The 20,905-nt window shown below is 73.7% G+C and carries 24 protein-coding genes; 9 read left to right on the top strand and 15 right to left on the bottom strand.

Annotated features, from left to right (window positions below; all coding sequences use genetic code 11):
* Window positions 1-137 precede the first annotated feature (137 nt).
* Window positions 138-263, top strand: coding sequence for a hypothetical protein (locus SM450_RS17595; protein ID WP_013285371.1), 126 nt, complete (start codon window positions 138-140; stop codon window positions 261-263).
* A gap of 52 nt (window positions 264-315) precedes the next feature.
* On the opposite strand, the gene SM450_RS17590 is transcribed toward SM450_RS17595, so the two are convergent.
* Both SM450_RS17590 and SM450_RS17585 read right to left on the bottom strand, forming a co-directional pair.
* The gene (locus tag SM450_RS17590) at window positions 316-1,302 is read right to left on the bottom strand and encodes a pirin family protein (protein WP_474620812.1); all 987 of its coding nucleotides are present in this window, start codon (window positions 1,300-1,302) and stop codon (window positions 316-318) included.
* An 11-nt stretch (window positions 1,303-1,313) separates the two neighbouring features.
* Entirely contained in the window at window positions 1,314-1,796 is a 483-nt protein-coding gene (locus SM450_RS17585; protein WP_474620811.1) for a MarR family winged helix-turn-helix transcriptional regulator, read from the bottom strand.
* Window positions 1,797-1,919: 123 nt separating this feature from the next.
* Here SM450_RS17585 and SM450_RS17580 point away from each other — a divergent pair, with 123 nt between their 5' ends.
* Entirely contained in the window at window positions 1,920-2,507 is a 588-nt protein-coding gene (locus SM450_RS17580; protein ID WP_474620810.1) for a DUF1684 domain-containing protein, read from the top strand.
* Window positions 2,508-2,559: 52 nt separating this feature from the next.
* Here the strand turns inward: SM450_RS17580 and SM450_RS17575 are convergent, their stop codons facing one another.
* Entirely contained in the window at window positions 2,560-3,147 is a 588-nt protein-coding gene (locus SM450_RS17575; RefSeq protein ID WP_474620809.1) for a YflT domain-containing protein, read from the bottom strand.
* A gap of 111 nt (window positions 3,148-3,258) precedes the next feature.
* On the opposite strand from SM450_RS17575, the gene SM450_RS17570 reads away from it, so the two are divergent.
* The 3 genes from SM450_RS17570 to SM450_RS17560 all read left to right on the top strand — a co-directional run bounded on the left by SM450_RS17570 (window position 3,259) and on the right by SM450_RS17560 (window position 6,513).
* Window positions 3,259-5,094 (top strand): glycoside hydrolase family 15 protein, encoded by a 1,836-nt coding sequence (locus SM450_RS17570; RefSeq protein ID WP_474620808.1) that lies wholly within the window; start codon window positions 3,259-3,261, stop codon window positions 5,092-5,094.
* Window positions 5,091-5,870: an SDR family oxidoreductase gene (locus SM450_RS17565; RefSeq protein WP_474620807.1), complete on the top strand. Its 780-nt coding sequence runs from the start codon at window positions 5,091-5,093 to the stop codon at window positions 5,868-5,870. The genes SM450_RS17570 and SM450_RS17565 overlap by 4 nt, the downstream gene beginning before the upstream one ends.
* A 142-nt stretch (window positions 5,871-6,012) precedes the next feature.
* Window positions 6,013-6,513 carry a metallophosphoesterase family protein gene (locus tag SM450_RS17560; RefSeq protein WP_474620975.1) on the top strand — a complete coding sequence of 167 codons (501 nt, stop codon included), beginning with the start codon at window positions 6,013-6,015 and terminating at the stop codon, window positions 6,511-6,513.
* Window positions 6,514-6,530: 17 nt separating this feature from the next.
* On the opposite strand, the gene SM450_RS17555 is transcribed toward SM450_RS17560, so the two are convergent.
* Window positions 6,531-6,752 (bottom strand): DUF3072 domain-containing protein, encoded by a 222-nt coding sequence (locus SM450_RS17555; protein WP_474620806.1) that lies wholly within the window; start codon window positions 6,750-6,752, stop codon window positions 6,531-6,533.
* Between the two features lie 81 nt (window positions 6,753-6,833).
* Between SM450_RS17555 and SM450_RS17550 the strand changes: the two genes are divergently transcribed.
* The gene (locus SM450_RS17550) at window positions 6,834-7,796 is read left to right on the top strand and encodes an NAD(P)/FAD-dependent oxidoreductase (RefSeq protein ID WP_474620805.1); all 963 of its coding nucleotides are present in this window, start codon (window positions 6,834-6,836) and stop codon (window positions 7,794-7,796) included.
* 12 nt (window positions 7,797-7,808) lie between these two features.
* Here SM450_RS17550 and SM450_RS17545 read toward each other — a convergent pair whose 3' ends face one another.
* The 3 genes from SM450_RS17545 to SM450_RS17535 form a co-directional block, all read right to left on the bottom strand.
* Window positions 7,809-9,095 carry a cation:proton antiporter gene (locus SM450_RS17545; protein ID WP_474620804.1) on the bottom strand — a complete coding sequence of 429 codons (1,287 nt, stop codon included), beginning with the start codon at window positions 9,093-9,095 and terminating at the stop codon, window positions 7,809-7,811.
* A 218-nt stretch (window positions 9,096-9,313) separates the two neighbouring features.
* Window positions 9,314-9,757, bottom strand: a complete 444-nt coding sequence (locus SM450_RS17540; protein ID WP_474620803.1) for an HAD family hydrolase — start codon at window positions 9,755-9,757, stop codon at window positions 9,314-9,316.
* A gap of 39 nt (window positions 9,758-9,796) precedes the next feature.
* Window positions 9,797-11,893, bottom strand: coding sequence for an ATP-binding SpoIIE family protein phosphatase (locus SM450_RS17535; protein WP_474620802.1), 2,097 nt, complete (start codon window positions 11,891-11,893; stop codon window positions 9,797-9,799).
* Window positions 11,894-12,093: 200 nt separating this feature from the next.
* Between SM450_RS17535 and SM450_RS17530 the strand changes: the two genes are divergently transcribed.
* The gene (locus SM450_RS17530; protein ID WP_474620801.1) at window positions 12,094-12,951 is read left to right on the top strand and encodes a membrane protein; all 858 of its coding nucleotides are present in this window, start codon (window positions 12,094-12,096) and stop codon (window positions 12,949-12,951) included.
* 61 nt (window positions 12,952-13,012) lie between these two features.
* Here SM450_RS17530 and SM450_RS17525 read toward each other — a convergent pair whose 3' ends face one another.
* The 6 genes from SM450_RS17525 to SM450_RS17500 form a co-directional block, all read right to left on the bottom strand.
* The gene (locus tag SM450_RS17525) at window positions 13,013-13,375 is read right to left on the bottom strand and encodes a DUF6401 family natural product biosynthesis protein (RefSeq protein WP_474620800.1); all 363 of its coding nucleotides are present in this window, start codon (window positions 13,373-13,375) and stop codon (window positions 13,013-13,015) included.
* A 132-nt stretch (window positions 13,376-13,507) separates the two neighbouring features.
* Window positions 13,508-13,720, bottom strand: coding sequence for a hypothetical protein (locus tag SM450_RS17520; RefSeq protein WP_474620799.1), 213 nt, complete (start codon window positions 13,718-13,720; stop codon window positions 13,508-13,510).
* 160 nt (window positions 13,721-13,880) lie between these two features.
* Window positions 13,881-14,144 (bottom strand): hypothetical protein, encoded by a 264-nt coding sequence (locus tag SM450_RS17515; RefSeq protein ID WP_474620798.1) that lies wholly within the window; start codon window positions 14,142-14,144, stop codon window positions 13,881-13,883.
* A 104-nt stretch (window positions 14,145-14,248) separates the two neighbouring features.
* The gene (locus SM450_RS17510; protein ID WP_474620797.1) at window positions 14,249-14,710 is read right to left on the bottom strand and encodes an SRPBCC family protein; all 462 of its coding nucleotides are present in this window, start codon (window positions 14,708-14,710) and stop codon (window positions 14,249-14,251) included.
* Window positions 14,711-14,765: 55 nt separating this feature from the next.
* The gene (locus tag SM450_RS17505) at window positions 14,766-15,182 is read right to left on the bottom strand and encodes a DUF2795 domain-containing protein (protein ID WP_474620796.1); all 417 of its coding nucleotides are present in this window, start codon (window positions 15,180-15,182) and stop codon (window positions 14,766-14,768) included.
* An 84-nt stretch (window positions 15,183-15,266) separates the two neighbouring features.
* Window positions 15,267-16,244, bottom strand: a complete 978-nt coding sequence (locus tag SM450_RS17500) for a YihY/virulence factor BrkB family protein (protein WP_474620795.1) — start codon at window positions 16,242-16,244, stop codon at window positions 15,267-15,269.
* A 144-nt stretch (window positions 16,245-16,388) separates the two neighbouring features.
* On the opposite strand from SM450_RS17500, the gene SM450_RS17495 reads away from it, so the two are divergent.
* Entirely contained in the window at window positions 16,389-16,793 is a 405-nt protein-coding gene (locus tag SM450_RS17495) for a ChaB family protein (RefSeq protein WP_474620794.1), read from the top strand.
* 60 nt (window positions 16,794-16,853) lie between these two features.
* Here SM450_RS17495 and SM450_RS17490 read toward each other — a convergent pair whose 3' ends face one another.
* Window positions 16,854-18,287 carry an aldehyde dehydrogenase family protein gene (locus SM450_RS17490; protein ID WP_474620793.1) on the bottom strand — a complete coding sequence of 478 codons (1,434 nt, stop codon included), beginning with the start codon at window positions 18,285-18,287 and terminating at the stop codon, window positions 16,854-16,856.
* A 72-nt stretch (window positions 18,288-18,359) separates the two neighbouring features.
* Here SM450_RS17490 and SM450_RS17485 point away from each other — a divergent pair, with 72 nt between their 5' ends.
* Window positions 18,360-19,958 (top strand): phytoene desaturase family protein, encoded by a 1,599-nt coding sequence (locus SM450_RS17485; protein WP_474620792.1) that lies wholly within the window; start codon window positions 18,360-18,362, stop codon window positions 19,956-19,958.
* A 98-nt stretch (window positions 19,959-20,056) separates the two neighbouring features.
* Here the strand turns inward: SM450_RS17485 and SM450_RS17480 are convergent, their stop codons facing one another.
* On the bottom strand, window positions 20,057-20,824 hold the full coding sequence (locus SM450_RS17480) for a polyprenol monophosphomannose synthase (protein WP_474620791.1): 768 nt from the start codon (window positions 20,822-20,824) through the stop codon (window positions 20,057-20,059).
* Window positions 20,825-20,905: the final 81 nt, after the last annotated feature.

Below are 20,905 nucleotides of genomic sequence, written 5' to 3'. Positions count from 1 at the left end.
GCCTCCCGAGGTCGACGACGTCCTCACCACGGTAGGACCCCCGGCACCGCCCCGCACGTCGAAGCAGCAGGTCGGCGGCGATGCGTACGCCAGGGGTGCGCCGGACCCCTGGATCGCGAAGCCGAGGAGGCACCGACATGCCCGCCGAGACGACGAACACCGTGACCGACCGCGACCAGGCGGTGGAGGGGGAGCGGGGTGCGCTGGTGGCGGTCCTGTTGATGGTGATCCTCGGGGTGGCCGGGATCTTCGCCGTCTCCTGAGCCGCCGCCCGGGCGCCCCGGCGAACCGGAGCGCCCGAGCGCCCGCACCAGGTCAGGGTCGGTCGCCCTGGCCGTCGCTGTGCGGCACCGGCCCGGTCGGGACCACCCCGAGCCGGCCGGCCTGGAAGTCCTCGACCGCCTGGATCAGCTCGGCCCGGGTGTTCATCACGAACGGGCCGTAGTGCGCCACCGGCTCGCGGATCGGCTGCCCACCCATCAGGTAGAGCTCCAGCGCCGGGGTGTTGCCGTCCTGCGTCCGGTCGGCGGTGATCCGCAGCGCGTCGCCCGACCCGTGCACGGCGAGTTGGCCGACGCGGATCGGCTGCCGGTCGGTGCCCACCGTGCCCCGGCCGGCCAGCGCGTAGACGAGCGCGTTGAAGTCGGCCCGCCAGGGCAGGCTCAGCTCGGCGCCGGGCTGGAGCGTGACGTGCGCGATGGTGATCGGGGTGTGGGTGGAGCCCGGGCCCCGGTGCCCGGCGATCTCACCGGCGATCACCCGGATTAGGCCGCCCCCGTCCGGGGTGGTCAGCAGCGCCGACTCCCGGCCGCGGATGTCCTGGTAACGCGGTGGGCTCATCTTGGCCACCCGGGGCAGGTTGACCCAGAGCTGGAGGCCGTGGAACAGGCCGCCGCTGGTCACCAGGTGCTCCGGCGGGGCCTCGATGTGCAGCAGGCCGCTGCCGGCGGTCATCCACTGGGTGTCGCCGTCGGTGATGGTGCCGCCGCCACCCGTGGAGTCCTGGTGGTCCATGATTCCGTCGATCATGTAGGTCACCGTCTCGAAGCCCCGGTGCGGGTGCCACGAGGTGCCCTTCGGCTCGCCCGGCGCGTAGTCGACCTCGCCCATCTGGTCGAGGTGGATGAACGGGTCGAGGTCGGTCATGGAGACCCCGGCGAAGGCCCGGCGGACCGGGAAGCCCTCGCCCTCGTATCCGCTCGGCGCGGTGGTGACCCGGCGGACCGGGCGGTAGGTGGTGGTCTCGGCCAGCTTCGGCAGGCGCGGCAGGATGAGAACGTCGTCGACGGTGATCGCGGGCATCGCGGGGCTCCCTAGTTGTCGGCCGGGGTGGACGACGCGGTGCGGTCGGCGCGCAGGCGCCGGCCGAGCCGCTCGAAGACCCGGGTGAGGCAGGCGACCTCGGCGTCGTCGAGGTCGTCCATCAGGTGGGCGCGCACGGAGCGCAGGTGGTGCGGCGCGGCCTCGCGCAGGGTCAGCAGGCCGGCCGCGGTGAGCACGGCCTCGCTGCCGCGCCGGTCGGCCGGGCAGGACTCCCTGGCCACCAGGCCGCGCTTCTGCATGGTGGTGACCTGGTAGGTCAGCCGGCTCGGCGAGAACACCAGCCGGTCGGCCAGCTCGCCCATGCGCAGCCGTTGCCCGGGCGCCTCGGAGAGCAGCACCAGCACGTGGTAGTCGGCGAAGCTCAGCTCGCTGTCGGCGCGCAGGTCGTCCTCCAGGTGGGTGAACAGCCGCTGGCTGGACTCGATGTAGGCGCGCCAGCACGCCCTCCGCTCCGCGTCCAGGCTCTCCGTCATGCCCCGAAGAGTAGCACTGTTTAAAATTTAAACAACGTGCTGACAGGTGACCGCGCTCACGCGGACGAGCGCGTGGCGGAGATAGTTTGAAATTTGAATCGAGGGCCCGGCTAGGGTCGGGGGATGGATGACCTCGACGTGCTCGACTGGCGGGAGCGGGTGGCCGGGCTCTACCTGTCCGACCTCGACCTGGGCGGGTTCCGCGCCGCCCGGGACGAACTCTTCGGCACCCACCCGAGCAGCCCGGTGCCGCCCGCCGACCGGCCCGGCTTCACCGGGCTGCGCTGGTATCCGCCCGACCCGGCCGCCGTGGTCGAGGCGCCGCTGCGGCCCGCATCGGGCGAGCTGAGCATCGACACCGGCGGCCCGGACGGCGTGGTCGCCTACCGCCGGGTGGCGGTCGCCGACACACCCTGGGGGCCGCTCACGCTCTGGTGGATCGACGCGTACGGGGGTGGGCTGTTCGTGCCGCTGCGCGACGCGAGCTGCGGCGACGGCTCGTACGGCGGGGGGCGCTATCTCACCGACACGGTGAAGGGCACGTTCGGGCGGGGCCTGACCGTGCTGCCCGGCGACCGGGTGCGACTGGACGCCAACTATCTCTACAACCCGAGCTGCGCGTACGACGACAGGTGGGCCTGCCCGCTCGCCCCGCCGGAGAACCGGGTCGACGTGCCGCTGCGCGCCGGCGAGCGCGCCTGGCACGACTGACGCGGCGAGGGAGGGCCCCGGCGGGACCCTCCCTCGTGGTGACGTACGCGCCTCAGCGGGCGGTGGCGCCGGTGGGCGTCAGGTGCATCCGGCCGAGCGCCTGCCGGGCCTGCTCCGCCAGCTCCGCGTCCACGGTGACCGCGTACTGGCCGGCCCGCAGGGAACTGGCCGAGGTGAAGTCGCGCTGCCCGCCGCTCATGGCGTGCGCGACGGCGCCGAACACGGCGCCCCAGATCGCGCCGATCACCAGGCCGACCAGGATCACCGCCAGCCAGTTGCCCGCGGTGAAGATGCCGAAGAGCAACCCGATGAACAAGCCGAACCAGGCGCCCGTGCCGGCGCCCAGAAGAGCGGCCCGGCCGGTGGTCAGCCGTCCCATCACGGTTTCGACAAGGGTCAGGTCGGTGCCGACGATCGCGGTCCGTTCCACCGGGAACCGGTTGTCGGCCAGATAGTCCACCACGCGCTGGGCGGACGGATAGTCCGGATACGAGCCGAGCGTCACGGTCGGCGGGCCGTCCTGCGGCCCGCGTCCGTCCCCGCTCGGCGGTGTCGGGCGACCGCCCGGACCGGACGGGAGGTTGTCGCCGCCCGGCATTCCGGGACGCCAGGCCGCGGTCGGAGTCGAGGGTCTGGTCATGAGCATCCTCCTTCGTCAACCCGCCGCGTTCCCGTCACCGGCCAGCGGTAACGCGGCGACCCGAACGCATCCGGCCAGGCATGACGGTGGCCCGCTCGGGTAGCCACCACCGTGCGGACCGGACGGATCAGTGAGCACGGCTTCCTCGCCGACGGGCGCAGCGCCGCCCTGGTGGACACCGCCGGCTCGGTGAACTGGTGGTGCCCGGCGCGGTTCGACGGGCCGTCGGTCTTCGGGCGGCTGCTCGACGACGACGCGGGGCACTGGGCCATCCACCCGGAGGGCGGGTTCACCAGCACCCGGTCCTATCTGGACGACGCGCTCGTGCTGCGTACCGTCTTCGCCACGCCGACCGGGACGGTGGCCGTCACCGACGCCCTGGCGCTGGAGCCCGGCGCGCGCGGCCACGACATTGGGCTGCGGTCGCCGCGGGTGTTCGCCCGGGTGGTCGAGGGGATCGACGGCGAGGTGCCGATGCGCGTCGACTTCGCGCCGCGCTTCGAGTACGGGCGGGTCGGGGCCTACCTCACCGAACGCGACGGGGTGATCGTCGCCACCGCCGGCGCGTGCCGGCTGGAGCTGCGGGCCGGCGTCGGCCTGACGTTCGCCGACGGCGCCGCCGTCGGGCGGTTCACCGCCCGCGCCGGCAGCGCCCACCACTTCACCCTCGGGTACGCCCCGACGTACGCGGGCGGGACGCCGGCGCTGCCCGAGGCCGCCGAGGTGGTCACCGGAACGGTCGCCGGCTGGCGTTCCTGGGCGGACCTGCACGAATACCGGGGTGAATACCGCGACCTGGTCCGGCGTAGCGCGCTCGTGGTGCAGGGCATGACCTACGGGCCGAGCGGCGCGGTGGTCGCGGCGGCCACCACCGCGCTGCCGGAGGAGCCCGGCGGGGACCGCAACTACGACTACCGTTTCGTATGGCTCCGCGACTTCAGCCTCACCCTCCAGGCGCTGTGGCGGGCCGCCTGCCCCGACGAGGCGGACCGGCAGTTCACCTGGGTGGCCCGGGCCATGGGGCGGCTCGGCGACGCCCCCGCGCCGATCATGTACGGCGTCGAGGGGGAGCGGGACCTGACCGAGCACGACCTCGACCACCTTGCCGGCTACGACGGCAGCCGGCCGGTGCTTGTCGGCAACGACGCCTGGCGGCAGCGGCAGAACGACGTGCTGGGCGAGGTGCTCGACGCGGCGTGGCTGATGCGGCACTACCTGGATCCGATGTCGCCCGACGTGCGCCACCTGCTGCGTACGCTCGCCGACCAGGCGATGCGAGACTGGCGCCGGCCCGACTCCGGGATGTGGGAGGCGCGCGACGCCGAGCGGCACTACGTCTCGTCGAAGGTGCAGTGCTGGACCGCGCTGGACCGGGCGGTCCGCTTCGGTCCACGGATCGGCGAGCCGGCCGACGTGGCCCGCTGGGCGGCGGCCCGCGACGAGATCCGCGCGGCGGTGCTCACCCGGGGCTGGAACGAGCGCGTCGGCGCGTACACCGGCGCGTTCGACTCCGACGACCTGGACGCCTCGGTGCTGGCCATGCCACTTGTCGGCTTCCTGCCCGCCGACGACCCGCGGATGCGCGCCACGGTGGACGTGATCGAGCGCCGGCTGTCCCGCGACGGGCTGCTGCGCCGCTGGGACGGCGACCCGGCCGGCTTCGTGATCTGCTCGTTCTGGCTTGTCGGTTGCCTGGCCGAGGCGGGTGAGGTGGATCGGGCCCGGCGGCTGTTCGAGCAGCTCGCCTCCCGCACCAACGACCTCGGCCTCTATGCCGAGCAGATCGACCAGGCCACCGGCGAGCAACTGGGCAACTTTCCCCAGGCGTTCTCGCACATCGGCCTGATCAACGCCGCGGGCCGGATCACCGAGGCGGCGGCACGGTTCGCGCACGACCGACCGGCCGTGCCGACCGGCGCGGCCCGCACGGAGGGAGCAACCGGATGACCGGACGGCTGGCGGGGAAGACCGCCCTGATCACCGGCTCGGACTCGGGTATCGGGCAGGCCACCGCGATCGAGTTCGGCCGCGAGGGGGCCGACGTGGTGGTGCACTACCTGCACGACCACGCCGGCGCGAACCACACCCGGGCGGAGATCGAGAAAGCCGGCCGGCGGGCCGTGGTGGTGCAGGGCGACATCAGCGTCGAGCACCAGGTCGAGGCGATGTTCGACGAGGCGCTTGCCGAGTTCGACCGGCTGGACGTGCTGATGAACGACGCCGGCGTGGACGCCTCCGGCATCCCGGTCGTCGACCTGGACACCGAGACCTGGGACCGGTGCATCCGCACCAACCTCTACGGCATGTTCTTCTGCTGCCGGCGGTTCGTCAGGCACCGCCGGGACGCCGGTGGCGGCGGCAAGATCATCAACATCACCTCGATCCACCAGGAGGTGGCCCGGGCCGGCGGCGCGGACTACGACTCCAGCAAGGGCGGCATGCTGGAACTGGCCAAGAGCCTGGCCCTGGAGGTCGCCCCGATGCGGATGAACGTGAACAACATCGGGCCCGGGATGGTGCTCACCCCGTTCAACCAGGAGGCGATCGACGACCCGAAGTACCTCCACGAGCAGGTGCAGAGCATCCCGTGGAAGCGGGCCGCCGAGCCGTCCGAGATCGCCAAGCTGGCCGTCTTCCTGGCCAGTGACGACGCCGACTACGTGACCGGCTCGACCTACTTCATGGACGGCGGCCTGATGCAGAACCAGGGCCAGGGCGCCTGACCGCACCCCTCTCGCACCCCACCCCCACCGTGCCCTTACCGCGCCGATCATGAAGTTGGCGGCGGAGTGGATCTCCTTGAGTGCCGCCAACTTCATGATCGGCGGGTCGGGTCGGGTCGGGGTGGGGTGGGAGGATGGGGCGGTGGAGTTGGTGATCATGGCGGATACGCACGTGCCCAAGCGGGCGCGGGATCTGCCGGAGGCGCTGTGGGCGGCGGTGGAGGCCGCCGACGTGGTGCTGCACGCCGGCGACTGGGTGGACGTGGCGCTGCTGGACGCGCTTGCGGCCCGGTCACGCCGACTCGTCGGGGTCCATGGCAACAATGACGGGCTGGCACTGCGCGCCCGGCTGCCCGAGGTGGCCCGGGTCGAGCTGGCCGGGCTGCGGGTCGCCGTGGTGCACGAGACCGGCCCGAAGACCCGCCGCGAGGAACGCTGCGCCGCCGCGTACGGCGACTGCGACCTGCTGGTCTTCGGGCACTCGCACATTCCGTGGGACAGCGTCGCGCCGGGCGGGCTGCGGCTGCTCAACCCCGGTTCGCCGACCGACCGGCGGGCCCAGCCGTACGCGACGTACCTGACCGCCCGGGTGGCGGCGGGGCAACTCGACCGGGTCGAGCTGCACCGCCTGCCCCCGCGTTGACCTGAGGGGCCCCGACCTCAGCGCCCCCGGCCGGTCTCCGCCTGGAGTTCGTCGATCCGGCGGGACGCCTCGGCCTTGGTCAGCCCGTCCGGCACCGTCTTGCCCGCCTCCTGGGCCAGTGTGTGCAGGTAGGACTCCTGGGCCGCGGTCGGCGGCTCGTCCCCGGTGACCCAGTCGTCCGGATCCTTGACGGCGGCGTCCGGATTCACGTTGGTGCTGTCGTTGGCGCGGTCGGCCATGTCGATCACCCTTCCCTCGAACAGGTGTACCCCTACCCCCGTGCCGGTGGGTTCATGCCGGCCGCCGCCTACGATCGACCGATGACGGCGGACCGGGCGGGTGTGGTGGTGGTCGGCGCGGGGATCGCCGGGGTGGCGTGCGCGACCGAGCTGGCCCGGGCCGGGATCCCGGTCGAGGTGCGGGAACGCGCCCGGGTCACCGGCGGGCGGATGGCGAGCAAGCGCTTCGACGGCCGGCCCGCCGACCTCGGCGCCGCCTACTTCACCGTCAACGACCCGGACTTCGCCGCCGTGGTGGCGGACTGGCACGCCGCCGGTCTGGTCCGGGAATGGACCGACACCCTTGTCGCGTACGGGCCGCGCGGGCGGGAGCAGGTGACCGGCCCGATGCGCTGGGCCGCCCCGCGCGGGCTGCGCTCGCTCGTCGAGCACCTGGCCACCGGCCTTCCGGTGACCCACAACCGGCTGGTCATGACCGTCGAGCCGGGGCCACGGGTGGACGGGCGGGCGGCCGAGGCGGTGGCGCTCGCCATGCCGGGCCCGCAGGCCGCCCTGCTGCTCGACCCGGTGCTTGCCGACGCCACCCGGGCGGTGGCGGCGCAACGCTGGTCGTCCACGCTGTCCGGGGTGCTGCACTTCCCGTCCCGCCGCTGGCCCGACTTCCGCGGCGCGTTCGTCAACGACCACCCGGTGCTGAGCCTCGTCTGCGACGACGGCGACCGGCGCGGGGACGGCGCCCCGGTGCTCGTCGCGCACACCACGCCGGAGTTCGCCGCCGGGCACCTGCTCCAGCCCACCGCCGCCCGGCCGGAGATCGAGCATGCCGTCCGGGACCTGCTCGGGCTGCCCGAGCCGGCCGAGTCGACCCACGTGCACCGCTGGACCTACGCCCGCCCGGCGAAGGTCGGCGAGGGCGGCACGTTCCACCTCGACGAGGACGGGATCGGACTGGCCGGCGACGCGTTCGGCCGGCCCCGGGTGCAGGGCGCCTGGCGTTCCGGTCACGACCTTGGTCGCGCGCTCGTCGCCAGGTTGGCCGGCTGACCCGGCGGGCGCTCAGCCGGCCGGCACGGGCTGCTCGGCCCGATCCACCTCCGCGCTGTCCCGGGTGCGGTCACCGGCCCGGTCCAGTAGCTGCATGATCGGGGTCGCGGCGATCCCGTGCGCCACCACCGAGACCACCACCACCAGGCCGACGGTGGCCCACAGCAGCTCCGCCTGCGGGAACTCCGTCTTGGTGGTGGCGTACGCCAGGTAGTAGAACGAGCCGACGCCGCGGATGCCGAACAGGGAGATCACCCAGTGCTCGGACGCGCGGCCCGGCGCGCCCCGCAGCGACAGCCAGCCGACAAGCGGCCGGATCACCAGCACCAGGGCCAGGCCGACGAGCGCCGCCGGCCAGGTGAGCGGCGCGAGCAGGCCGCCGATCACCGCGCCGCCGAACAACAGCAGCAACAGCACGGTGAGCAGGCGTTCCACCTGCTCGGCGAAGTCGTGCAGCACGGAGTGGAACTCGTGGGTGCGCTCGGCGGCCCGGATCGCCCGGGCGGCCACGAACACGGCCAGGAAGCCGTACCCGCCGATCACCTCCACCAGCCCGTACGCGAGGAACGTCGCGGCCAGGGCGAGGAAGCCCTCGGAGTGCCTGGCCAGCCGCAGCGCGCTCGGGGCCCGGAAGAACAGCTTGCCGAGCAGCCAGCCGACGAGCAGGCCGCCGCCCACGCCGACGGCGAGCTTGTAGACCACGTCGATGGCCAGCCACTCGCCGAACCAGTCGGACGGGGCGAGGCTGGTGCTGGCGATCGCGATGGCGGCGTAGACGAACGGGAAGGCCAGTCCGTCGTTCAGGCCCGCCTCCGAGGTCAACGCGAAGCGCACCTCGTCCTCGGAGTCCTCCACGTCGGTCGGCTCACCTACCTGCACGTCGGAGGCGAGCACCGGGTCGGTGGGGGCGAGCGCGGCGCCGAGCAGCAGTGCCGCCGCCGGCACCAGCCCGGCCCACCACCAACCCAGCAGCGCCACCGCGGCGATGCACAGCGGCATGGCGATGGCCAGCAGCCGCCAGGTCGACGACCAGCGAGCCCAGCTCAACGGCCGGTCGATCTTCAGGCCGGCGCCCATCAGGGCGACGATCACCCCGATCTCGGTGAGGTGGGTGGTCAGCTCCGGCGAGCGCAGCGGATCCGGCGTCGGCAGCCCGGTCGGCAGCGCGAAGACGAGCATCCCCAGGCCGAGGAACGCGATCGGCATCGACAGTGGCCGCTTCTCCAGCACCCGGGGCAGGATGCCCGCCAGCAACGCACCCACGCCCAGCAGAGCGAACGCGACATCGACCGGTTCCACGATCCCACCCTTCACCACCGCCCGGCCGCCGGGCAGTGGTGACCAGCAGTGCCCCGAACCGGCGCCGGCTAAGCCTTTCGACGCAGCCGGGTGACCGGCGGCTCAGCCGAGGGAACCGATCGCACTCTGCGGCAGGGCGTCGAGCAGCTCGGCCGGGTCCTCGTACACCGCCACCGCGCCCGCTCCCGCCAGCTCCGCCCGGCCGGTGCCGCCGCAGGTCAACCCGATGCAGGGGATGTCCAGCTTGCCGGCGGCGACGTGACCGTGTCGATCACGTCGTCGACGCCGAGCGCCGCCCGCAGGACGGCGGCCTCGTGCTCGGCCGCCGAGGTGGCCAGCACCACCCGCAGGCCCCGGTCCGCGCAGGCACGCAGCAGCTCCCGCGCCCCGGGCAGCGGCCCCAGCCGCTCCCAGTACTCCGCGTAGAGCGCGTCGTGCGCGTCGCGCAGGGGCCCGTCGGCGTCCCGGTCCCGCTCGGCGCCGAGCAGATGGTCGAGGAGCTTGTCCGACCCCATGCCGATGGAGCGGTGGATCCGCGCCATCGGCACCCGGTGCTCGCCCTGGCGCAGCGCCTCCCACCAGCTCACGGTGTGCAGGTACGTCGAGTCGATCAGGGTGCCGTCGACGTCGAAGAGGACGCCGTGGCGGTTGTCGTCGGCCATGGCTGCCTCCTACCCGGAGCGGGTGCGGCCGACGCGCGCTCACCCGGCCGGAATGAGAATCTCGAACCAGACAGTCGAGCCGCGTACGGTCGGGTCGGTGCCCCAGGCGTCGCTCAGCTCCTCGATCAGGCCCAGCCCGCGGCCACGACTGCTCAGCGTGTCCGTCTGGGCGCGGGTGACCTGCCCCCGGGTGCCCGAATCGGCGACCGAGACCAGCAGTCGCTCCGCGCTCAGGTCGATCTCGACCCGGGCGGCGGTGCCGGCGTGCAGCAGGGCGTTCGTGGTCAACTCGCTGGTGCAGAGCACCGCCGCGCCGACCACCGCCTCGGGCACCTGCCACTCGGTGAGCTGGGCGGTCAACCAGTGCCGGACCCGGCTCGGCGCGGTCGGCTCGGCCGGCACCTCCATGCCCGCCGACCGGCTGGGCCGCACGGCGTGTTCCACCGCCAGCACCGCCACGTCATCCTCGGTGGCGCCGGGCACGGCGGCGGTCGCCACCGCGCACAGCGCCCGGGGGTCGCCGCCGCCCGCGGCGCTTACCGCCGCGCCCAGCCCGGCGAGCCCGGCGGCCAGGTCCTGCCAGCGCCGCTCGACCACGCCGTCGCTGTAGAGCAGCAGCGTGTCGCCGGGGCGGAAGGGCACGGTGACCGTCCGGCTCCGTCCGCCGAGGCCCAGTGGCGGGCCGGGCGGCACCTCGACGAACTCCGCGGCCGGGCCGGTGTCGGACCGGCCGCGCCGGATCAGCGGCGCGGGATGGCCGGCGCTGGCGAGCGTGACCAGCTCCCGGTCGGCGTCGACCACGCCGAAGACCACGGTGACGAAGAGCTCGTGCGTGCCGCCCTCGGTGCCGAGGCTCGCCACCAGCCGGTCCAGGCCGCCGAGCACCGCGTCCGGCCGGGGGTCGGACAGGGCGAGCGCGCGCAGGGCCGCGCGTACCTGCCCCATCCGGGCGGCGGCCTGCACGTCGTGGCCGGCCACGTCGCCGAGCACCACGCCGAGCGCGCCGGTCGGCAGCAGGAACGCGTCGTAGAAGTCGCCGCCGGCGGCGTTGCCGTCGACGCCCGGGTCGTAGCGGGCGGCGATGCGCAACCGGGGCAGGTCGGGTAGTTGCTCCGGCAGCATGCTGCGTTGCAGCAACTGGGCGGTGCCGTGCTGGGTCTCGAACCGGCGGGCCCGCTCGGCGGCCTGGCCGATCAGCTCCGCGGACGCGGCGAGCAACGCCCGTTCCGCAGGTGACCAGGGGCGCGGTGTGTGGTAGCCCACGGTGAGGGCGCCCCGGACCACGGTCGAGCGCAGCGGCAGCGCGGCGATCGCCCGGATCTTCTCGTCGTGCCGGTCCACCGCGACCTCGCGCAGCGGCCGGCCGTCGGCGACGAACGAGGGTACGCCGCTGCGCGCGGTCACCACCGCCGGCATCGCCGTGTCGGTGCTCATCCGGCGCCACAGCGGTGGCAGCCGCTCGTCGGCCTCGTCCAGCAGCTCCCCGCGGATCCGGCGGACCAGCCGCCACGTGGCGCCCTCGTCCACCACGAAGGAGACCCGGTCGGCGTCGAACGAGTGCAGGCAGTAACGCAGCGTCACCCGGGCGACGTCGTCGAGCGTGAGCGTGCCCGAGAGCGCCGCGGCGAAGTCGCTCAGGCTCTGCAACTGCCGGGTCAGCTGGGTGGTCTGCGCCGAGACGGTGAGCACGCCGACGATGCGGGAGGTGGAGTCGCGGACCGGTGAGTGGCCGCGGGTGAAGACCGCGGGCTCGCCCGGGACGGCGCCCTGCCGGTCCGCCGGCAGCAGCGCCTCCCGTTCCAGGAACGGCTCGCCGTGCCGGTATACCCGCTCCAGCGCCTCGCCGGCGTTGGGCTCCCGCCACACCTCGGCGAACACCTCCGCCGCCGGTCGCCCCAGCGCGGCCGGGTGCCGGTCGCCGATCAACTCGGCGTAGCCGTCGTTGTAGAGCAGGACCAGGTCGTCGCCGAGGAGCAGGGCCATCGGTACGGGGGAGGAGAGCACCACGTCCGCCACGGCCCGGACCGCCGGGTCCCAGCTCTCCGGGACGCCAAGCGGCGTACCCGCCCACGGGTGGGCGCTCGCCCCCGGAGTGGGGGCGGACGGCGTGGGAATCCGACCGACGGTGCCTGGCATGCCCGCAGCCTAACCGGAGCGTGGCGGAGTGGTTCCGATCATGCGTCCGGTACGGGCTGCGGACCCCGGAGCTGCGGACGTTAGGGCAGGTCAGAGCCCGTTCGGTGGGTCTTGTCGGGAAATTGCCCCGGTCCGGCCCGGCGTGCTGCCGAGAGCACCGGGTATGCGGGCGGCGCAGTTCACGCGACAGGAGGGACATCATGCCGAAAACCCTCGCGGTCGGCCAGGTCGACATCAGTGCGGCCTGGACCGACTTCTGGAGGTCGGTGCTGCTCTTCGTACCGAGGGCCATCGCGTTCATCGCGATCCTCGTGGTGGGTTGGCTCATCGCCCGAGCCGTCCTCAAAATCGTGGACGCGGCACTGGAACGGGTCGGGTTCGACCGCGCCGTGGAACGCGGCGGGATCAAACGGGCCCTCGAACGCACCAAGTACGACGCCAGCGACATCCTGGCCAGGTTGGCCTACTACGCGGTCCTGCTGTTCACCCTGCAGTTCGCCTTCGGGGTGTGGGGACCCAACGCGATCAGCGACCTGATCCGCGGGGTGGTGTCCTGGCTGCCACGGGCCTTCGTGGCGATCGTCATCGTGGTGATCGCGGCGGCCATCGCCAACGCCGTCCGGGACCTGGTCTCCGGTGCGCTCGGCGGGCTCTCGTACGGCCGGTTGCTTGCCGACGTGGCGGCGGTCTTCATCCTGGCGCTCGGCATCATCGCCGCGCTGAACCAGGTGGGCATCGCCACCACGGTGACCACGCCGGTGCTCATCGCGTTCCTCGCCACCGTGGCCGGGATCCTGATCGTCGGTGTCGGCGGTGGCCTGATCCGGCCGATGCAGAACCGCTGGGACGGCTGGCTGGACCGGGCCGCGGAGGAGTCCCGGGCGTTCCGGGAGCAGCGGCAGGGGCAGCAGGTCGGTCGCAGCGACTACGAGCGGCGGATGGCCGACCGGGGCGGACAGCCGACCTCGGCCGGACCGCAGTCGATGTCGGGGGCGGGCACCTACCGCTCCAGCGAGATGGGCGACCAGACAGAGCAGTTCCGCCGGCCGGGCGGCTGACGGCGACGGACGGGTGACGGGGTGTCCGCGGGGCGATCGCGGGCACCCCGCGCCGGTGTGGCTAGGCGAGCTGGCGCGGGTCCAGCGCGCGGGCCAGCAGGCAGACCGCGAGCAGCCGGGTGAGCAGCCAGTCGGGCGCGGACCAGTCGACCGGCTCGGCCGGCGGCGTCCAGCCGTGCTCGGTGGCCGCGTCCCGCAGCCCCTCGGCGTAGCCGGCGAGCGCCGCCACGGTCAGCGGCCGGCGGTCGCCGCGCAGGCTGTCGCGGACCCCGGCGGCGTGCTGGTCGACCTCGGCGAGCAGCCCGGGAATGGCGCGGGCCGCGGCGAGGCCGGCGGTGCCGACGACTGTGGTCAGCGTGGTGAGGGTCGACCTCGCGGCCACCGCCGCGGACGGGGTGGCGACCCGGTTGTTCGGCACGCGCATGGTAACCGAGGGTAGTCCCGGGTGGGCCGGGGTGGTCTCCGCCGACCGGCCGATACCGGGATCATCCGGCCGGCCTCGCGACCTGCGACGGTGGGGCCGAGCCGCCCACGGCGGGCGGAACGGCACGATCGATCAGTCGGAGGAGCGGGCCTGGGCGGGACGGCGACGGGCGCCGTCGTCGGCGATGATCACGGTCGCCACCATCAGCGCGACCACCACGCTGAACAGCCAGGAGCTGTCGTCGCTGAACTTCGCCGCTACCGGAGCCTGGACGGCGGCGAGCAGGAAGCCCAGCCAGGCGAGGCGGCGCTGACGGTTGGAGAGGAAAGAGGAACCCTGATCCATCCCGAAATTCTTACGCGGGACCAGGGGAGCGCCGTCAGCCGTTCGGCCGATTCTGGATGGGCTGTCCGTTTCCCCGACCGTCCGTACCGTACTTCTTGTCGTTTCGGTCGAGCGTGACCGGAACAGCTCCGGGGCCGGTCCGGCGCCCGGAGCTGACTGGTCAGAGCGTGTCCGGTCCGGTCCGGCCGGTGGTCGACGGCCGGTACGCCCGGTCCGCGTCGGTCATCTCCCGCCGTTCGGCCTCCGCGCCGGCACCCCGGTCCACCGCCTCCGGGCCGTGGCCGAACGCGGCCTCCTCGCCGGCGTCGTTGCCTGTCGCGTCGTCGGCCTGCCCGTCAAGCGTCGACCTGGCGATCGCCTGGTCCAGCTCGTGCAGGGGAGTGCGGTCCTCGTCGCGCCACACGTGGCTGTCGTTGTCGGTCATTCCCCTGCGGTACCCGGCGCGGATGATCGCAAACGGCCGCCCGGACACGCCGATGGCCGCCGGCGATCCGGCGGCCATCGGCGTGCGGTACGGGATGGGGAGGCTCAGGGGGTCGGCCGGTCGACCGAGCCGCGCCAGGCGCCGGTCTCCTGACCGCGCCGCTCGATGAACTGCTTGAACCGCTCCAGGTCGCCCTTGGCCCGGCGGTCGACCACGCCCAGCTTGTCGCCGGCCTGCTCGACCACGCCGTGCGGCTCGAACTCCAGTTGCAGGGTGACCCGGGTGCGCCCCTCGTCGAGGCGGTGGAAGGTCACCACGCCGGCCTGCTGGGTGCCCCCGGTGGAGGTCCAGGCCACCCGCTCGTCGGGAAGCTGCTCGGTGATCTCGGCGTCGAACTCACGCTTCACGCCGGCGATCTCCACGGTCCAGTGGGTCATCTTCTCGGAGAGCTGCCGAACCTCCTGCACCCCCTCCATGAAGTGCGGAAACTCCTCGAACTGGGTCCACTGGTCGTACGCGGTCCGGATCGGGACGTCCACATCTACGTGTTCCATTACGCCGCTCATGTCGGGGTTCCTCCTGTTCCGCCGGTGTCGTGTCGCGAACCGTGGGCCGGTCCGCTCACCAGCGCGTCGTCTCGTTCCGGTGCCCGAGTGCGGCCCACACCTCGGAAACCGTCTGGTAACGGGTGCCCTCCGGCAGGCCCTCGAGGGCGGCGACGATGTCCGCCGGCGCCTCGTTCTCCCGCGCGTTCGCCACAAGCGCGTCGCGGTCGCCGGGCAACGCCGCCATGCCGATGAACCGGCCCAGGCGGCTGCGTGCCTCCACGTCCTCCGAGCTCATCCCCTGCGGGGAGCCGGTGCGCAACTCACCGGCCGGAGCCGTGGTGGCCTCGGGCTGGTCCTCGCCGGACGGCTCGGGCTGGCGGAACTCGTCCACCCGCGCGCCGCCCGCGCCCGGACCCTGGACCAGACCGCTGACCTCGCTGCTCATCTGCTCGTCGACCCTGGGCGAGTGCTTGCTGCTGCCACGTTCCATGCCATTCCAGATGCCCCGGGTGACCGCAGGTAAACCGGGGCCGCCCGCCGGAGCCCGTCATCCGGGCCGGAACGGGACGGCGGCTCAGGAGTCGGCCGGGGCGCGTGGTGGCAGCACCGGCTCGGTCGGCTCCTCGACGCCCGCCTGCATCGCCCGGCCCCGCTGCAACTCCGCGTTGACCTGCACGCCGAGCATCAGCGCGCAGTTGGACAGGTAGAGCCATACCAGGAACGCGATCACCGCGCCGAGACTGCCGTAGGTCACGTCGTAGGAGCCGAAGTTGGCCACGTAGAGGCCGAAGCCGAAGGACGCGGCCACCCAGGCCACAAGCGCCAGCGCGCCACCGGGCGTAAGCCAGCGGAACCGGGGCTGCCGCACGTTCGGCGCGATCCAGAACAGCAACGACAACAACGTCATCGCGACCAGTGCGAGCACCGGCCACTTCGTCACCGACCAGGCGGTCCGGGCCAGGCCGCCGGCGTGCAGCCGGTCGCCCACCGCGTCGGTGACCGGGCCGCTGACGATCAGCCCGGTGGCGACCACCGCCAGCAGCAGCAGGGTCACCGCGGCCATGCCGATCTGCAGCGGGCGGAGACGGTAGAACGGCCGGCCCTCCTCGACCCCGTAGATCGCGTTGGAGGCCCGGGTGAACGCGCCGATGAACCCGGAGGCCGACCAGAGCGCGCCGAGCAGACCGAAGCTCAGCAGCGCCTTCGCCGGGCCCTGCTGCTCGACCACGGTGCGCACCACGCCGACGAACGCGTCGTTGCCGACCACCGAGCCGGCGCCGATCTCCCGGGCCAGATCGATCACCGTGTCCACCGTGCGCGGGCCGTCGGAGACGAGACCGACCAGGGCGACCACCACGATCGTGGACGGGAAGAGCGCCAGCACCCCGTAGTAGGTGAGCGCGGCGGCCCAGTCCGCGCAGTTGTCCTTGACGAAGCCCTTGCCGCTGCGCACCAGCACACCCCGCCAGGTGCGCCAGTTGAGTTGGCGCATCCGCCGGGGAAGGCGGGACCGGGCCTGGCCGCCGACCGCGGCTGGTGTCGTCGCCGTCATGACCGCCTCCTCCACGCGCCGGGTGCGCCACCGGGGCGTGGCCGGGCGGTACCCCGCGGCGGAAATCGACAAACCGTCAGCCGGTTTGCGCCGGGAGCGGGCGGGAACGACAGCAGACACCCGACCGAGACGGAGGTGGACGAGATGCCCGGACGCGAGGTGTTGCCCAGCACGTTGAAGCGCTCGCCGGCCAAGGCGCAGCGGACCTGGGAGAAGACGCACGACTCGGCGGTCGAGACGTACGGCGAGGGGGAGCGCGCGCACCGTGTCGCCTTCGCCGCCGTCAAGCACGAGTACGAGAAGGTGGGCGACCACTGGGAGGCCAAGGGCCGCAAGGGGCCGAGCGACGAGCAGGCCGCCGGCGGCGGCCCGGCCCGGCGGGCCCCGACGGCCGGCGGGGTGGACGCCAACGCCACCAAGGACCACCTCATGGAGGTGGCGAGGAAACTCGACGTGCGGGGACGCTCCCGGATGACCAAGCCGGAGCTGGTGAAGGCGATCGAGAAGGCGAACAACAACGCCACCCGCAAGGCACGCGGCGGGCGCTGACCCGCACCGGTACGACCACGGGCCCGGGACCGCGGTGGTCCCGGGCTCGCCGGGTACGACTCACCAGTGGCCGCCGCCCGGCGCCTCCAGGTGCACCGCCTTCACGGTGCTGAACTCGTCGAGCAGTTCCGGGCCGTACCCGAAGCCCTGGCCGCTGCCCCGACGTGGCTGCGCGGCCCCGCCCGGCGCGCCGCCGAACACCGAGTTGACCTTGACGGTGCCCACCGGCAGCTCCCGCCAGGCCCGCTGGGCGTGGCTCATCGAACCGGTGAGCACGGTGGCGGCCAGCCCGTACGGGGAGTCGGCCGCGCAGCGCAGCCCCTCGGTGAACGAGTCGACCACCACCACCGGCGCGACCGGGCCGAACGTCTCCGCCCGGACCAGCGTCATCTCGTGGCGGCAGCGCTCCACCACGGTGGCCGGGTAGAACGCGCCGGGCCCGTCCGGCAGCGCGCCACCGGCGCGTACCCGTGCGCCCTGCGCCACCGCGGCGGTGACCTGCCCGTGGACGTGGTCCCGGTGCCGCCTGTCGACAAGGGGACCGAGCTGGGTGCCCGGGTCACGGCCGGCGCCGACGGTGAGCGCCTCGGCGCGGGCCACGAGCGCGTCGACGAAGCCCTCGGCCACGTCCCGGTGCACGTAGATCCGCTCCACCGCGACGCAGATCTGCCCGGCGTTGGCGAAGCAGCCCATCGCCGCCTGCTCGGCCGCCCAGACCGGGTCGACGTCGGCGTCCACCACGAGCGGGTCGCTGCCGCCGTTCTCCAGCAGCACCTTGGCCCCGGTGCGGGCGCCCGCCACGGCGATCGACCGGCCGGTGGCGGTCGAGCCCACATGGGCCACCACGTCCACCTCCTGGCCGGCAAGCGCCGCGCCCACCTCGCCACCGCCGGTGAGCAGCGACAGCACCCCGGCCGGCAACGCCGAGTCGAGCGCCCGGGCCAGCAGCCAACCGGTTGCCGGGGAGCGTTCGCTCGGCTTGTGCAGCACCACGTTGCCGGTCACCAGCGCGGCGCCGAGCAGGCCGCAGGAGACCGCCACCGGGTCGTTCCAGGGAGTGATCGCGGCGACCACCCCGCGCGGTTCGGGCGCCATGAAGTCGAGCGCGGCGTGGCCGCCGTGCAGCGTCCGGCCGCCCCGCAGCGGGGCCAGCTCGGCGTACTGTCGCAGCGTGCCGATGCCCGCAGCCACGCCACCGCGCGCGTCGTCGAGCGGCTTGCCCATCTCCGCGGTGGTCGCCTCGGCCAGCTCGTCGGCCGCCGCCTCGACCGCGTCCGCCGCCCGGTGCAGCGCGGCGGCGCGCTCCGCCGGTGCGGTCGCCGCCCACTCCGCCGCCGCGCCCCGGGCCGCCTCGACCGCCTTTGCCACCTCGTCCGCGGTGGCCACCGGCGCCCGGGTGACAGGCGTTCCATCGGCCGGATCGTGGACGACAAACTCGCCGCCGTCACCCCCGGCGCCCCACACCCCACCAATGAGCTGCGCAACCGTGTACATGCGGCCGTGCATGCCCCGGTCCGGCCCAGGCAAACGCGTTTCGCCTGGTGACCGGCCGGGTAGGCGGTCCGGATGACTTCCACCGCCGACGCCGTCGTCATCGGAGCGGGACACAACGGCCTGGTGGCGGCGAACCTGCTTGCCGACGCGGGCTGGGACGTCCTCGTCCTGGAGGCGACCGAAGCGCCGGGCGGCGCGGTGCGGTCGGCGCACGTCACCGCCCCCGGCTACCTCAGCGACCTGTACAGCTCCTTCTATCCGCTCGGCTTCGCCTCCCCGGTGCTGGGCGGGCTGGACCTGGAACGTCACGGACTGTCCTGGACGAACGCCCCCGATGTGCTGGCGCACCTTTTCCCGGACGGGCGGGCCGCGGTGGTCAACCGCGACCTGGACGCCACCGCCGCGTCGCTTGAGGCGTTCGCGCCTGGCGACGGGGAGCGCTGGCGGCACGCGTACGCCGACTGGACCCGGGTGGCCGAGCCGATGCTCGACGCCATCACCAGCCCGTTCCCGCCGGTCCGGGGCGGGTTGGGCCTGCTGCGTCGGGTCCGGGTCGCCGGCGCGCTGCGGCTGGCCCGCCGGCTGGTGCTCCCGGTGCGCAAGCTCGGCGACGAACTCTTCGACGGGGCCGGCGGGCCGGCGTTGCTTGCCGGCTGCGCCCTGCACACCGACCTGTCCCCGGAGGAGGCCGGCTCCGGGGTGTACGGCTGGCTGCTGGCCATGCTCGGCCAGCAGGTCGGCTGGCCGGTGCCGGTGGGCGGCGCGCAGCGGATCACCGACGCGCTCGTGGCCCGCCTGATCGAGCACGGCGGCCGGATCTCCTACGACTCCCGGGTCGAGCGGGTGCTCACCGCCCGGGGGCGGGCCGTGGGCGTGCGGACCGCCGGCGGGACGGACTGGCGGGCCCGCCGCGCCGTGCTCGCCGACGTGCCCGCCCCGGCGCTCTACCTGGACCTGGTCGGCGCCGCGGCGCTGCCGCCCCGACTTGTCGAGGACCTGGCGCACTTCAGGTGGGACGGCTCCACGCTCAAGGTCGACTGGGCGCTGTCGGCGCCGATGCCGTGGACGAACCGGGCCCTGGCCGGGGCCGGCACCGTGCACCTCGGCGCGGACATGGACGGGCTCACCACCTACGCCGCGGCGCTGGCCCGAGGTGAGGTGCCGCGCGACCCGTTCCTGCTCGTCGGTCAGATGACGGTGGCCGATCCGAGCCACTCGCCGCCGGGCACCGAGTCGCTCTGGTCCTACACCCACCTTCCGTTCCGGCGGATCTGGCGGGCCGAGGAGGTGGCCGGGCACGTGGAGCGGATGGAGGAGGTGCTGGAGGCGTCCGCGCCGGGCTTCCGGGCGTCGGTCGTCGGGCGGCACGTGGCCGGTCCCGCCGACCTGGAGGCGGCCGAGCCGAGCCTGGTCGGCGGCGCGTTGGGCGGCGGCACCGCAGCCGCGTACCAGCAGCTCTTCCTGCGGCCGATCCCCGGCCTCGGCCGCGCGGACACGCCTGTGGACCGGCTCTACCTGGCCAGCGCATCGGCTCACCCGGGCGGCGGGGTGCACGGCGCACCGGGCGCGAACGCCGCCCGCGCCGCCCTGGCCCGCGACCGCGCCCTCACCGGCGGGCTGTACGCCCGCACGATCGCCGCCGCCCACCGCGCCATCTACCCCACCCCGTAACCCCCGTGCGTGCCGCGCGCAGATGCACGGAAAGCGTGCCCATCCGCACGCGGACAGGCACGCTTTCGGTGAATCAGCGGCCCGGAGAGGGCGCGGGGTCAGGGTTCGATGTTGCGGTGACGGGTGCGCAGCTTGAACGGCATCAACGCGCTTTCGATCTTGGTGGCGGTGGTCATCTTCGAGTCGCCGTCGCGGCGCTCCTCGAAGCGGATCGGCACCTCCAGGATGGTGTGGCCGAGCTTGGTGGCGAGGTAGTGCATCTCCACCTGGAAGCTGTAGCCGTTGGACTGGACCCGGTCCAGCCCGATGTCGCGCAGCGCGTCCGCCCGCCAGATCTTGAAGCCGGCGGTCAGGTCGCGGATCCGCACCCGCAGCAGCGTGTGTACGTAGAGGTTGGCCCAGCCGCTGAGCGCGCGGCGGTAGAGCGGCCAGTTCTCGTCCAGCTCGCCGCCGGGCACGTAACGCGAGCCGATGACCACTGACGCCTGGGTGGAGAGCAGCGCGCCGAGCATGCCGGGCAGCGCCTCCGGCGGGTGGGACAGGTCGGCGTCCATCTGGGCGACGTAGTCCGCGCCGTCGTCGATCGCACGGCCGATGCCGTCCACGTACGCCCGGCCGAGGCCCTCCTTGCCCGGGCGGTGCGCCACGAGCACCCGGTCCGGGTGCTCGACGGCCAGCTTGTCGGCGACCTCGCCGGTGCCGTCGGGGGAGTTGTCGTCCGCGACGAGCACCTTCAACCCCGGCAGCGGCAGCGCGAGGATGCGCTCGACCAGCACCGGGAGGTTGCCCGCCTCGTTGTAGGTCGGAACGACGACGGTCAGGCGCGCGTCCGCCCACGGGGAGGGCAACTGCACGGGTTCGATCATCACGGACTTCCTCGGTCGGCCGACAGGTTCACCTGAGAGGGTAGCCAGTCCGTTTCGCGGCGTCCGCACAGACGCCCCGCG

This window comes from Micromonospora marincola (assembly GCF_056150385.1).
Note: the sequence above shows the minus strand (reverse complement) of the source record. Positions and strands in the feature narration are given on the sequence as shown.